This is a genomic window from Pseudoflavonifractor intestinihominis (assembly GCF_040096055.1).
GTDB lineage: Bacteria > Bacillota > Clostridia > Oscillospirales > Oscillospiraceae > Pseudoflavonifractor > Pseudoflavonifractor intestinihominis.
This window is the reverse complement of sequence record NZ_JBBMFK010000023.1, coordinates 23,715-35,481: the sequence shown is the minus strand read 5'-3', so window position 1 is coordinate 35,481 and position 11,767 is coordinate 23,715. Positions and strand designations below refer to the sequence as shown.

The window sequence follows — 11,767 nt, the reverse complement described above, 5'->3', positions numbered from 1 at the left end:
CATAGCTCACCCATCTTAGGTCTGACTTTTCTGTATCTTAATTTAATCTTAATTCACTGGGAGACGGATTGAAAATTCAGTTCCCTCGTCAATTTTGCTCTTAACGGCTATCTCACCTCCATGAAGGACAATGATCTGCTTCGCAATCGCAAGGCCCAATCCGCTGCCCTCTGTTTTTTCCTTTGTGTTTGTCCCCCGGTAGTACCGTGTAAACAGTTCGGCTTGCTCTGCCGCCTTTATACCAACGCCATTGTCACGAACAGTAATACAAATGCCTTTCTGCTTATCTTCCGAAACAGATACGATTACTTTTGTATCTGGTGGATTATGAACGAGAGCATTGACTACAAGGTTTCCTACTGCGCGGCGGAATAAATCAGGGTCGATTGCAACGGTAAGCTCTGAAAGATTACTTTCACTTTCAAACTCTATATCTCTGTTAGAAAAAGTCGGGTCATTTGCAATGTCAATCACTAACTCCTTCAAGTAGCGTACCAGTCGCACCTGCTGCGGATGAAATGGAAAAGCGCCGGATTCCAGTTGATAGGTCAACTTCAAGTCATTCATCAGTTTTTCGGCGTAATCTACATTTTTCAAAATGATAGCGCCATATTCCTGCGCCGTTTTGGTATCAATATCGGTTCCGTCTGCAAGCAGTTCCGCATAACCTTTAACAGGAGAAAGCGGGGTTTTCAAATCATGAGTGATGTTCGTAATCCACTCCCGACGTACACGGTCTGTTTCCTCTTTGATCTGATCGCTATGTCGGATTTCTTCATTCATTTTGTTCAGCGCCATATAGACACTGCCGAAAGTTCCTTTTTCCGGGATGGTGTTATAAACTCGGCGTGAAATATTTCCAATTCCCTTGGCTATTTTTCCCGTTTGACGTGTGAGCCAAATGCCATAGATTAGAAACAGCGCACTCCCAGCAAAGATCACACCAAACAAAGATAAGGTAAATACAGGTTTAAGACGCCCGATAACTTCACCGTTGTAGTACAACATATATTTGCCTACATCATAGGGAAAGCCAATCAGATAATTCCATGTCTGCCCATTTTCTTCAAAGCTGCTGACAAAAACCGTGTTTCCGTCCTCATAATCGCTTGTGCTGAAGGCCATCAATTCAGACGCAGTATATTTTGCTGGAAAGTTCTCTGGCTTGTTGTGGGAAAACACCTCCTGCCCAGTTTCATCAATAACCTGTAGCCACAGGTCATACTCGTCCAAGCGTTCCAATCCAATATCCTCTATCTGGAGTGTTCCTTTATCATTTTTCATCCATATCGAGAAATTGTCAGTAAAGCGATTCGGCCAAGTAGCCAAACTCAATCCCTCCGGCTCCGGGATAGAAAATAAGATATAGAATAGTCCTATCCCGGCACCAATAAACAGAACTACCAAAACAAGAAACAGTGTGAATATCCGAAACAACGGATTCAACTTCCATTTATTTTTCATGGGGGTTCACCAGCTTATAGCCTAAGCCTTTCATCGTGATAATGTATTTTGGGGTTGCCGGATTATCTTCAATCTTTTCACGCAGATGTCGGATATGTACCATCATGGTGTTATCACATCCAAAGCTGTCCTCGCCCCAAATTCTTTCATATAAGCGTTCCCGGCTAATAACACGGCCTCTGTTCTGCGCCAGATCATACAAAATCTCAAATTCCTTTGCGGTCAACTCTAAGTCTTTTCCGTTTTTAGAAGCGCGGCATCCATCAGGATCAATCGTTAACTCACCAATGGTAATTGCGTGGGGTTGTTCTGCACTCTGCCTGTATTCTGCCCGCCGCAGTTGGGCTTTCACTCGGAAAGCAACTTCTTTTGGACTAAAAGGCTTTGTAACATAATCATCGCCGCCTACGGCCAGCCCAAGAATTTTGTCCACTTCATCATTTTTGGAAGAAAGGAACAGGATCGGGCAACGGGAGAACTGCCTGATCTGTTTACATACCTCATAACCGTCAATATCTGGCAGCATTACATCCAAGATAATGGCATCTGGATTTACTTCTTTGCAGGTACTTACGGCGTTATTTCCGTTGTCCACTTTTAGAATGTTGTGAAAGCCTTCTATCGTCAATGCTTTTTCCAGCAGATTCAAGATGTCCGGCTCATCGTCAACGATCATTATTTTATACTCGCTCATACTATACCCTCCTTTGGGGGATTATTGCTCTTAATACGTCTGTCGATGGGTTTAGTTGCACCCTTTGGAATTAGCCAGACACCTGCCATTTTCACAGCGCCGGGAATACGGCCCGCAGCGCAATAGTAGTTTACCCGTCGAGGGGTCACACCCCATTTTTCGCTTGCCTCTTTCAAAGTCATATAGTCCATATTCAGCCCTCCACATACAACATTATAGTTCTTTTTCTCGAACAAAGCAAGGAACGAAATATGAATTATAAAGTTTAATCTACTTGCATATAGCAACATTCCATCGGGCAAATATGAATTATACAATGTAAATGGGTGATGTTATATGGCGAAAGTAGAAGATTGCCCCGGCTTTGAAACTTTCGGCGCGGATGTAAAGGCTGCGCGGAAAGCCCGGCGTCTGGCGCGTAAGGCGCTGGCGGAAATGGTAGGTATTGAGTGGCGGTATCTCGCCAACATTGAGAATAAAGGGACGATCCCCAGCCTCCCGGTCGTAATCCAGCTTATCAAGACCTGCGGGCTTCCTGTGGAACGGTATTTCAATCCCGAAGTGCTGCGCTCGGAAAGTGAGCAGCGCCAGCGGGTCGGCCACAAGCTGAAACTGTGTCCCGAAGAATACCTGCCGATCATCGAGGGCGCGATTGACGGGGCCATTAAAATTGAACAGCCAAAGAAGAAAGAAACGGGGGATGCCTGAAAACCATCCTCTGTTTTCTTTTGTTTGCGAGGGGCGCAAAAGCGCCCTTTATTTTTTGCACTTTTTTCAGGTGAAGCCCGTATTTTGCGGGTAGTTTAAAGCGTTCGGGACGTTCTATTAGCGGAGAAGAACAAAAACAGCAAGCATAGGAAGTGTAGCCACACTTCCGAAAAACGCACCGTCCCGCCCCTGCGGGCCGTCCGTTTTGCTTGTTGGGGAAATCCCCAAACCCCTTTGCCGGAAAGGAGCGTGAAACGCAATGGCAAACCGAAAGCGTCAAATCGTGCTGCGCGTCCCGGTGACGCCGGAAGAACGGGCCATCATCCAGCAGAAAATGGCCCAGCTCGGCACAAAGAATTTCTCGGCCTATGCCCGGAAAATGCTGATTGACGGGTATATCATCCACATGGACACCAGCGACATCCGGGCGCAGACTGCGGAGCTGCAAAAAATCGGCGTCAACGTCAACCAGATTGCGCGGCGTATCAACAGTACCGGGGCTGTGTACGCGCAGGACGTTGAGGACATCAAGGGGGCGCTGGCACAGATATGGCAATTACAAAGATCCATCCTATCAAGGTAAATCTGAAAGCGGCCCTTGACTACATCGAAAACCCGGACAAGACGGACGATAAAATGCTGGTATCGTCCTTTGGCTGTTCCTACGAAACGGCGGACATTGAATTTCAAATGCTGTTAGATCAGGCGTTCAGGAAAGGCAACAATCTGGCCCACCACCTGATACAAGCCTTTGAGCCGGGCGAAACCACGCCGGAGCAGGCCCACGAGATCGGGCGGCAGCTTGCCGACGAAGTGCTGCAAGGCAAATACCCCTATGTGCTGACTACCCACATAGACAAGGGCCATCTGCATAACCACATCATTTTTTGTGCCGTGGATATGGTACAGCAGCGCAAGTACGTTTCCAACCGGCGCAGCTACGCCTACATCCGGCGCACCAGTGATCGGCTGTGCAAGGAAAACGGCCTGTCCGTGGTGAAGCCGGGCAAGGACAAGGGGAAGTCCTACGCCGAATGGGACGCCCAGCGCAAGGGAAAGAGCTGGAAAGCCAAACTGAAAATTGCTATCGACGCCGCCATCCCGCAGGCCAAAGACTTTGACGACTTCCTGCGGCTCATGCAGGCGCAGGGCTATGAAATCAAACCGGGCAAATTCGTTTCTTTCCGCGCTCCCGGTCAGGAACGCTTCACCCGCTGTAAGACCTTGGGTGAGAACTACACCGAGGAAGCCATCACCCGCCGGATCAAGGGGCTGGCCGTGGACAGAGGCCCGAAACGGAACGCCACAAAGGAAATCGCTTTGCGGATTGATTTGGAGAACAGCATCAAGGCCCAGCAGAGCGCGGACTATGCAAAGTGGGCGAAAGTCCACAACTTGAAGCAGGCCGCCCGAACGCTGAATTTCCTGACCGAACACGGCATAGACGACTATGCGGCGCTGGAAAGCAAGGTGGCCGAAATCAGCGCGGCAAACGACGAAGCCGCCGCTGCGCTGAAAGCGGTGGAACGCCGCCTGTCCGATATGGCGGTGCTGATAAAGAATATCTCCACCTACCGGCAAACCCGGCCCGTGGCGCTGGAATACAAAAAGGCCAAAGACAAGGCCGCGTACCGGCGCGAACATGAAAGTCAGCTTATCTTGTACGAGGCAGCGGCAAAAGCCATCAAGGACGCAGGCGTGACAAAGCTCCCTAATCTGGCCGCCCTGAAAGCCGAATACCGAAAGCTGGACGAGGAAAAGGAACGGCTGTACGAGAAGTACGGCGAAGTGAAAAAGGAACTGGCCGACTACGGCATCATCAAGCAGAATGTGGACAGCATTTTGCGGGTGACGCCCCATCAAGAAAGGACACAAGAGCTATGAGCATACCGAGAATGAATTACCGGCAGTACCGCAAGGCCCGGAAGCTGACGCATGAGTGCTGCAATTACTGTGACGGGAACTGCCTGCTTTTGGACGATGGAGAGGAATGTGTGTGCGTCCAGAGCATTTCCTATTCGCTGCTGTGCCGGTGGTTTCGGGCCGCCGTCCTCCCGCTGGACGCGGCCCTGTGCGCCGAGATCAGCAAGAGCCGGGACGAGGTGAAACGCTGCGTCGAGTGCGGGGCCGTGTTCACGCCGAAGTCCAACCGGGCCAAATACTGCCCGGATTGCGCGGCGCGGGTGCGTCGGAAGAAAGAGGCCGAACGGCAGCGGCAAAAATACTGGCAGCTTTCCGGGAAATGAGCTGCGCCAAAGGTAGATTTTTTCAAAAAGATACGATAGACTATAATTATCCCCGCGAAAGAGAGGTACATAGCAATGGGCGAATTGATAAATACTGACGCGATCCAGCTATTTGAAGATAAAAAAATCCGTACTGCATGGGACGAAGAACAAGAAGAATGGTACTTTTCCATTGTGGACGTTATTTCCGTTTTGACCGGCACAGAAAATCCCCGCCGGTATTGGAGTGACTTAAAGCGAAAGCTGAAAAAAGAGGGCGCGGTTGAGTTGTACGAGAAAATCGTACAACTGAAAATGCTGTCCTCCGATGGGAAAAGGTATAAAACTGACGTTGCCAATACAGAACAGCTATTGCGGATTATCCAGTCTGTCCCCTCCCCGAAAGCCGAGCCGTTTAAGGCGTGGCTGGCAAGGGTGGGCCGGGAACGGATTGAAGAAACCATTGACCCGGAACAGGCCATTGACCGGGCGTTAGAAACCTATCTGAAAAAAGGTTATTCCGAGGAATGGGTACATCAGCGCCTTTTGGCAATCCGCATCCGCAATGAGCTGACAGACGAGTGGCAAAAGCGCGGCGTGGAAAAGGGAAAGGAATATGCAATCCTGACTGACGAGATTTCCCGCGCATGGTCGGGCATGACAACCCGGCAGTACAAAAAACTGAAAGGCTTGAAAAAAGAAAACCTCCGGGACAACATGAGCGATCTGGAACTGGTTCTGACAATGCTTGCCGAAGCTACTACAACGGAGATTTCTAAAACTGTAAAGCCTGCTACTTTTTCTGAAAATCAGAAAGTGGCGCAAAAAGGCGGTTCGATTGCGGGAAATACCCGGAAAGAGATTGAAGATACAACAGGAAAGCCGGTGATTACTTCCCAAAACGCCAAAGACTTCCGGCAGCTTATAACGGATATTGTAGAGGACGCCGCCGCCATGCCAGAGCAAACAGAGGAAAAAGACGACAACAAGGATGAATAACGCCTGCATTCTACGCATTTAGGCCGCTAAAAGTCCCGCCGCAGCGGGCTTCTGGCGAACGATTGACGGGGCGGCAATAGGATTTATCCAATCCCCGCCGAAACAGACTTCTAAATGCGTAGAAAACAACCCATAAGAAAGCGCCGGACGCGGCGGCCTGCTGGCCCTGCGCCCGGCGTTTTGTTTGCCCGGCATGGGCGTTCTCTAACGGGTGAAAGTCCCGAGTGCGCGTAGACAACGACGAAGTACATAGCCGAACAGCAAGGGTGTCCATCGTGAGGTGGAATCTGAAAGAAGCTGTAAGCAAACCTCTGACCTGACGGACAGGAACCGCATATAAGGCTCGGAAATGCGGATAAGGTGGCAAAAGACACTGAAGTCCAAAAGTTGTCGGAAGTACGAGTAGATGCGGCAGGTGCATGGAGGGAAAGAGAACGCACCTTAACCGGGGAGGTCTCACAGGCGGTCTCATGAGCCGTAGTAACAACGAACTGTGAGAAGTCAGCAGAAGCCATAGTAGCGAAGAAGTTCCTGTAATGGGAATGGAGTGAAGGGCTGAACAATCAATCAGTTGAAGTACGTTCCACTTCGTAGCCGGAGCAACGTCTGTCGATAACGTCAAAGGCGGCAAAGGCAAAAGGGGCAGAAAGGAAACAACGCATGGACACAAGTAGCCTTATGGAGCAGATATTGAGCAAAGATAACCTTAATGCGGCATATCTGCAAGTCGTCAGAAACAAAGGAGCGGCCGGTGTAGACGGAATGTCCGTTGAAGAACTGGGACCATACCTTTCGGAAAACGGCGAAAACCTCAGGGAACAGTTGCGGACGAGAAGGTATAAGCCGCAACCAGTACGCAGGGTAGAGATACCGAAGCCAGACGGTGGGATAAGGAAGCTGGGGGTACCGACAGTGGCTGACCGTTTTGTTCAACAGGCGATAGCGCAGGTACTCACTCCGATATTTGAGGGGCAGTTTCACGACCATAGCTATGGATTCAGACCAAACCGATGCGCGCAACAGGCAGTCCTGAAAGCGCTGGAGATGATGAATGACGGGCACAACTGGATCGTGGACATTGACCTTGCGAAGTTCTTTGACACAGTAGACCACGATAAGCTAATGACTATTTTCGGACGGACGATTAAGGACGGAGATGTCATATCATTGGTGAGAAAGTTTCTTGTCAGCGGAGTGATGATAGACGACGAGTATGAAGATACGATAGTCGGCACGCCGCAGGGAGGAAATATATCGCCGCTACTGGCAAATATCATGCTTAACGAGCTGGACAAGGAACTAGAGGCAAGGGGGCTGGACTTCGTCCGGTATGCGGACGATCTTATCATCATGGTCGGGAGCAGACAAGCGGCGGAACGAGTCATGAAGAGTGTAACGAGATTTATAGAAAATAAACTCGGGCTCAAAGTGAATGCTGAAAAGAGCAGGATAGATAAGCCGAAAGGCATAAAGTATCTCGGATTTGGATTTTACTTTGACACGTTTGCCAAAAGCTATAAAGCCAGACCACACACTAAAGCGGTAGGAAAGTTCAAGGAGCAGATGAAGAAGCTCACATGCAGAAGCTGGGGAGTCAGCAACGGCTATAAGGTAAAGAAGCTCAATCAGCTTATCCGGGGATGGATAAATTATTTCAAAATCGGGAGCATGAAAAGCCTATGCAGAAAGCTTGATAAGCATATCCGCTTTAGACTGCGAATGTGTATCTGGAAACACTGGAAAACGCCAAAGAACAGGGAAAAGAATCTAATCAAGCTTGGTCTGCCACGATACGCAGCACATGGCATTTCATATGCACAAGGATATGCCAGAGTGTGCAGAAGCTGGAATCTCCACATTAGTATCAGTAAAGAAAGACTGGTTCAGTTTGGACTCGTATCCATGGAGGACTACTATGTCGAAAGGCGTGTCACTTGTTAAGTTGATTGAACCGCCGTGTACCGAACGGTACGCACGGTGGTGTGAGAGGTCGGTAGGCGAAATAATCGCCTACCTCCTACTCGATCTCATAGGCTGTCCTTTAGGATGGCCCGGATCAGCTTGTTTTGCAAGCGGTGTTTCATGTACTCGTCCAACCGCACATGAGGCGTCCCGTCCAGCTCGTAGAGCGTCCGGGTACACAGCTTGTTTATGTAGCCGTCGTAGTACCGCAAGATGCGCTCCATTGCCAGCGGATCACCAGCGCGGGCCTCTGCAAAGACTGACAGGGGCAGAAGCACCCTGCCGTGGAATGTGGGCTGCTTCATTTCGCGTTCCTCCCTCCGCTGTCCCCCAATCTGTGCCGCAGTTCGTTCAAAGTCTTTGTGCGGTGGCGCTGGACGGCGCTGCGGGACATCCCCACAAGGCCGCCGATCTCGCCGTCCGCCATAGCCGCGACAAAGCGCAGAATTAAAATCTGCTGCTCCTGCTCCGGCAGGCTGGCAAAGGCTCCGGCCACCAGCTCGTCCCGGATATGCAGGTCATAGCCAAAGGCCGAGAACATAAAACTATCGCTGGGGTATTCATCCAGTGTACAGAGCTTGTCCCATTGCGCCGGGGAAATATCTTCTAAGGATGTTTGTCGGTTACGGTATCGCTGCATTTCCCGCAAATAATCAACGGCTTCATGGTACAGAACCAGCTTGCAGTAATGGTCGAGTTGACAGCGTTCCACATAATTAGGAGTGTATTCTTTCATCTTCTCACCCCCGATCTGCGGGAGAGTGAGAAGTAAAAGCTGCTGATACCACTCCTTTCACTGGCAGCAATGTGGCGGCCCCGGCCCGCACCGAATAACCGCAGGAAACAACAAATTTCGCCCGGTAGGTTGCAGACCCACCGGGCGAAAACGGAAGCGATATGCAGTTGATTTACATGGTATAATACATATTGGCAGGCGCTTTTCCCCGTAGATGGGGACGGATTTTTTTTGATAGCGCATACCCCGTTGTATTCTGTCGAAACGCTCTTTGCTTCATGGCGGCTCCCTCCGTGGGCCGCCGATCCTGCCAACGTCAGGGTGTTGTTCTTTGTAATGGCACAGAATACGGCGGCCTTGATTTATTCAAAGCCGCCATGCTTTAGTTAGGCGCAGGAAAAGGGCTGCTGTACGACGGCTTTTTTTCTTTGCCGTCGTCCGGCAGAAATTGGGGTATCTTTATTTTGATATTATTTTAAGGCCCAATTCTCGCAGAAATCTCGCAGGGAAACAGGTTTTGACAAAATTCCCCCCTTGAAATCTCACAAGTTTGTGACATTTCAAAATTTCAGAATGATAGCTTGTCGTTCCTGTCCACAAAAGATAAGATAAAAGAAATTCCAAAAAAGCACTTCATCGTGAGGTTTCTGTGACATTTGATTGGTACACTATAAAGAAAAGGATGTGAGCGAATGAGAATTTTAGTGGTTGAAGATGACCGCCTTTTGAATAATACCCTTTGCTATAACCTGTCTGCCGCTGGTTATGAAGTCGATGCTGCCCTGACGAAAAGCGTTGCCGAACGGTTTTGCAGAAAACAAGAGTATGATTTGATTGTCCTTGACATCAACCTGCCGGACGGTAATGGGTTTGATTTTTGCCGGGATATTAAGGAAAGCCACCCGGACACTGCTGTAATCTTCCTGACGGCAAACGATATGGAAAGCGATATGCTCAAAGGCTACGAGCTGGGGGCGGATGATTATGTGACAAAGCCTTTCCCCATGAGCGTATTTCAGAAAAAGGTGTCTGCGTTGTTGGCCCGGATCAGGAAACAATCTGGCGGCGACTTCTACAACGACGGCAACCTGTTTATCAACTTTACAGAAATGACCGCAACGCTTAACGGAGAAAGTATTTCTTTTACCCCGATGGAATACCGGCTTTTGAAAGTGTTGACGAAAAATCCACAGATTGTTTTGACCCGGCAGGTACTATTGGAAAAGCTGTGGGATATTGACGGGAATTTTGTGGATGAACACGCACTGACTTCCACAATCAGCCGGGTACGCAACAAAATCGAAAAGCCAGACCATGCCTATATCAAAACCGTCTACGGTATGGGCTATATGTGGATTGGGGGCGGTAACAAATGAGAACAGAAAAACTCTCTGTCAATAAGGTGTGCATGGTCGTGTGTGCAGCCCTTTTTCTGCTTTCGGTCGCCATGTCATGTACCATTTACTTTTTGACGCGGAACGTATTGGCGCTATGCTGCGGATTGCTCTATGCGGTTTTAGTCGCCGGGTGCATGGCTGCTTTTCTGGTCTTTGTGCGCCGGAAATTAACGCTGTTTTCGGACGCTCTGTGCAAGCTGCTGGACGATATGATGTCAGCAGATCAGGCCCCGCCGCAGTACACAGAGGAAGAAAACCTGTTCTATAAAATCCACCACCGGCTTTCCCGGCTCTATGAAGTGCTGCGGGAAAGCAAAAGCAGTATTGCAAAGGAACGAGCCGACTTGCAGGAATTGATTTCGGACATCTCCCATCAGGTCAAAACGCCGATTGCAAACCTGAAAATGCTGGATGCCACTTTGTTGGAGCAAACTGTATCGCCGGAAAAGCAGAGAGAATTTCTTTTGGCTATGGACAGCCAGTTAGACAAGCTGGATTTTCTCATGCAAGCAATGATTAAAACGTCACGGCTTGAAGCCGGGGTAATTGCTTTGGAACCGAAGCCGCAAGCCATCTATGATACTCTCGCTGCGGCGCTGGGCGGTATTCTGCTGAACGCAGAACATAAAAAGATTGCGGTCACAGTGGATTGCCCGGAAACGGTAACTGCGGCCCATGATCGGAAATGGACAACCGAAGCCCTGTTCAACATTCTGGATAATGCGGTGAAGTACACGCCAGAGGGCGGGAAAATCCATGTGGCTGTGGTGTGCTGGGAAATGTATGTGAAGATTGATATTTCCGATACGGGCATTGGTATTCCAGAACAACATCAAGGGACGATTTTTAAGCGGTTCTACCGTGAGGACAGGGTGCATGACGCCCCCGGTATCGGGATTGGCCTATATCTTACCCGTGAAATTATCACCCGGCAAGGGGGCTTTATCCGTGTTGCCTCGGAAGTCGGTGCTGGCTCTACTTTCTCGGTGTTCCTGCCCCATTCTTGAAATGTCACAGGATTGTGACATTTCAGGGCGATTTATAGAAAAATTATCGAACGGCTGTGACATTTCTGCGAGGATTACCCTTTATAATGATGTAAAAAAGAAAGGAGGGGTACTATGAGGAAGAAAATCGCGGCAATCGCTTTGGGATGTGTACTTACACTGGGGCTTTCTATTACTGCTTTTGCGGCATCAGCAAGTTTTTCGGCAACCCTACCAGCTCATCAGGGCGACACAGAGGTTAGTACGGTAAGAAAAGCAACGAATGCCAAAAACTTTTCGATTACGATTGATTCCATTGGTTCAGGTACAGATCAGGTCTGTGCATGGACAGAGGGTGATTCGACAGGAACCAACTATTCCAGCCCTTACAATCAGGTTGGCATTGGGACGAGCAGTGTGTCTTATACGAAGCAGCCTCAAATTGGCGAAAATGTTGTCTTGAATTTGGACAACCCCGTTGATTTAGCCACATCGGTTAAAGTATCTGGCTCTTGGACGCCAAACTAATAAACTAAGTGATTGATTATCGTGTAGGGGCAAAGGTAGTTGATACTTCTTTGCCCTTATATTAACTG

The 11,767-nt window shown here is 49.2% G+C and carries 14 protein-coding genes; 9 read left to right on the top strand and 5 right to left on the bottom strand.

All coding sequences use genetic code 11. The features are described from left to right. Positions 1–48: 48 nt before the first annotated feature. The 3 genes from WMO64_RS12815 to WMO64_RS12805 are packed head-to-tail and all read right to left on the bottom strand — an operon-like array spanning position 49 to position 2,349. A complete protein-coding gene (locus WMO64_RS12815; RefSeq protein ID WP_349232224.1) occupies positions 49–1,464 on the bottom strand; it encodes a sensor histidine kinase in 1,416 nt (471 codons plus the stop codon). Further along, a complete protein-coding gene (locus WMO64_RS12810; RefSeq protein ID WP_349232223.1) occupies positions 1,454–2,158 on the bottom strand; it encodes a response regulator transcription factor in 705 nt (234 codons plus the stop codon). The genes WMO64_RS12815 and WMO64_RS12810 overlap by 11 nt, the downstream gene beginning before the upstream one ends. Beyond that, positions 2,155–2,349, bottom strand: coding sequence for a helix-turn-helix domain-containing protein (locus tag WMO64_RS12805; RefSeq protein ID WP_349232222.1), 195 nt, complete (start codon positions 2,347–2,349; stop codon positions 2,155–2,157). The genes WMO64_RS12810 and WMO64_RS12805 overlap by 4 nt, the downstream gene beginning before the upstream one ends. Positions 2,350–2,494: 145 nt before the next feature. On the opposite strand from WMO64_RS12805, the gene WMO64_RS12800 reads away from it, so the two are divergent. The 6 genes from WMO64_RS12800 to ltrA all read left to right on the top strand — a co-directional run bounded on the left by WMO64_RS12800 (position 2,495) and on the right by ltrA (position 8,031). Next, positions 2,495–2,866 carry a helix-turn-helix domain-containing protein gene (locus WMO64_RS12800; protein WP_076778922.1) on the top strand — a complete coding sequence of 124 codons (372 nt, stop codon included), beginning with the start codon at positions 2,495–2,497 and terminating at the stop codon, positions 2,864–2,866. Positions 2,867–3,125: 259 nt separating this feature from the next. After that, positions 3,126–3,449, top strand: coding sequence for a plasmid mobilization protein (locus WMO64_RS12795; protein WP_087341449.1), 324 nt, complete (start codon positions 3,126–3,128; stop codon positions 3,447–3,449). Next, on the top strand, positions 3,416–4,750 hold the full coding sequence (locus WMO64_RS12790) for a relaxase/mobilization nuclease domain-containing protein (RefSeq protein WP_349232221.1): 1,335 nt from the start codon (positions 3,416–3,418) through the stop codon (positions 4,748–4,750). The genes WMO64_RS12795 and WMO64_RS12790 overlap by 34 nt, the downstream gene beginning before the upstream one ends. Next, positions 4,747–5,112: a cysteine-rich VLP domain-containing protein gene (locus tag WMO64_RS12785; RefSeq protein ID WP_349232220.1), complete on the top strand. Its 366-nt coding sequence runs from the start codon at positions 4,747–4,749 to the stop codon at positions 5,110–5,112. Before WMO64_RS12790 ends, WMO64_RS12785 begins: the two co-directional genes overlap by 4 nt. 75 nt (positions 5,113–5,187) lie before the next feature. Next, positions 5,188–6,090, top strand: coding sequence for a BRO-N domain-containing protein (locus WMO64_RS12780; protein ID WP_301946757.1), 903 nt, complete (start codon positions 5,188–5,190; stop codon positions 6,088–6,090). Positions 6,091–6,750: 660 nt separating this feature from the next. Then, positions 6,751–8,031: a group II intron reverse transcriptase/maturase gene (ltrA, locus tag WMO64_RS12775; RefSeq protein ID WP_349232219.1), complete on the top strand. Its 1,281-nt coding sequence runs from the start codon at positions 6,751–6,753 to the stop codon at positions 8,029–8,031. A gap of 86 nt (positions 8,032–8,117) precedes the next feature. Here ltrA and WMO64_RS12770 read toward each other — a convergent pair whose 3' ends face one another. Continuing rightward, entirely contained in the window at positions 8,118–8,357 is a 240-nt protein-coding gene (locus WMO64_RS12770; RefSeq protein WP_087341445.1) for a helix-turn-helix domain-containing protein, read from the bottom strand. Further along, complete coding sequence (locus WMO64_RS12765; RefSeq protein WP_087341444.1) at positions 8,354–8,788, bottom strand: RNA polymerase sigma factor; 435 nt, start codon at positions 8,786–8,788, stop codon at positions 8,354–8,356. Before WMO64_RS12765 ends, WMO64_RS12770 begins: the two co-directional genes overlap by 4 nt. Positions 8,789–9,480: 692 nt before the next feature. On the opposite strand from WMO64_RS12765, the gene WMO64_RS12760 reads away from it, so the two are divergent. The 3 genes from WMO64_RS12760 to WMO64_RS12750 all read left to right on the top strand — a co-directional run bounded on the left by WMO64_RS12760 (position 9,481) and on the right by WMO64_RS12750 (position 11,699). Beyond that, positions 9,481–10,164: a response regulator transcription factor gene (locus WMO64_RS12760; RefSeq protein ID WP_349232218.1), complete on the top strand. Its 684-nt coding sequence runs from the start codon at positions 9,481–9,483 to the stop codon at positions 10,162–10,164. Next, on the top strand, positions 10,161–11,192 hold the full coding sequence (locus tag WMO64_RS12755; RefSeq protein ID WP_349232217.1) for a sensor histidine kinase: 1,032 nt from the start codon (positions 10,161–10,163) through the stop codon (positions 11,190–11,192). Before WMO64_RS12760 ends, WMO64_RS12755 begins: the two co-directional genes overlap by 4 nt. 114 nt (positions 11,193–11,306) lie before the next feature. Beyond that, a complete protein-coding gene (locus WMO64_RS12750; protein WP_289599114.1) occupies positions 11,307–11,699 on the top strand; it encodes a hypothetical protein in 393 nt (130 codons plus the stop codon). Positions 11,700–11,767 lie beyond the last annotated feature (68 nt).

Bases quoted from the DNA above. Each gene is read 5' to 3' on its own strand.
- WMO64_RS12770 (WP_087341445.1), bottom strand. From the start codon at position 8,357: ATGAAGCAGCCCACATTCCACGGCAGGGTGCTTCTGCCCCTGTCAGTC.
- WMO64_RS12815 (WP_349232224.1), bottom strand. From the start codon at position 1,464: ATGAAAAATAAATGGAAGTTGAATCCGTTGTTTCGGATATTCACACTG.
- WMO64_RS12805 (WP_349232222.1), bottom strand. From the start codon at position 2,349: ATGGACTATATGACTTTGAAAGAGGCAAGCGAAAAATGGGGTGTGACC.
- WMO64_RS12760 (WP_349232218.1), top strand. From the start codon at position 9,481: ATGAGAATTTTAGTGGTTGAAGATGACCGCCTTTTGAATAATACCCTT.
- WMO64_RS12790 (WP_349232221.1), top strand. From the start codon at position 3,416: ATGGCAATTACAAAGATCCATCCTATCAAGGTAAATCTGAAAGCGGCC.
- WMO64_RS12780 (WP_301946757.1), top strand. From the start codon at position 5,188: ATGGGCGAATTGATAAATACTGACGCGATCCAGCTATTTGAAGATAAA.
- WMO64_RS12765 (WP_087341444.1), bottom strand. From the start codon at position 8,788: ATGAAAGAATACACTCCTAATTATGTGGAACGCTGTCAACTCGACCAT.
- WMO64_RS12750 (WP_289599114.1), top strand. From the start codon at position 11,307: ATGAGGAAGAAAATCGCGGCAATCGCTTTGGGATGTGTACTTACACTG.
- ltrA (WP_349232219.1), top strand. From the start codon at position 6,751: ATGGACACAAGTAGCCTTATGGAGCAGATATTGAGCAAAGATAACCTT.
- WMO64_RS12785 (WP_349232220.1), top strand. From the start codon at position 4,747: ATGAGCATACCGAGAATGAATTACCGGCAGTACCGCAAGGCCCGGAAG.
- WMO64_RS12810 (WP_349232223.1), bottom strand. From the start codon at position 2,158: ATGAGCGAGTATAAAATAATGATCGTTGACGATGAGCCGGACATCTTG.
- WMO64_RS12755 (WP_349232217.1), top strand. From the start codon at position 10,161: ATGAGAACAGAAAAACTCTCTGTCAATAAGGTGTGCATGGTCGTGTGT.
- WMO64_RS12795 (WP_087341449.1), top strand. From the start codon at position 3,126: ATGGCAAACCGAAAGCGTCAAATCGTGCTGCGCGTCCCGGTGACGCCG.
- WMO64_RS12800 (WP_076778922.1), top strand. From the start codon at position 2,495: ATGGCGAAAGTAGAAGATTGCCCCGGCTTTGAAACTTTCGGCGCGGAT.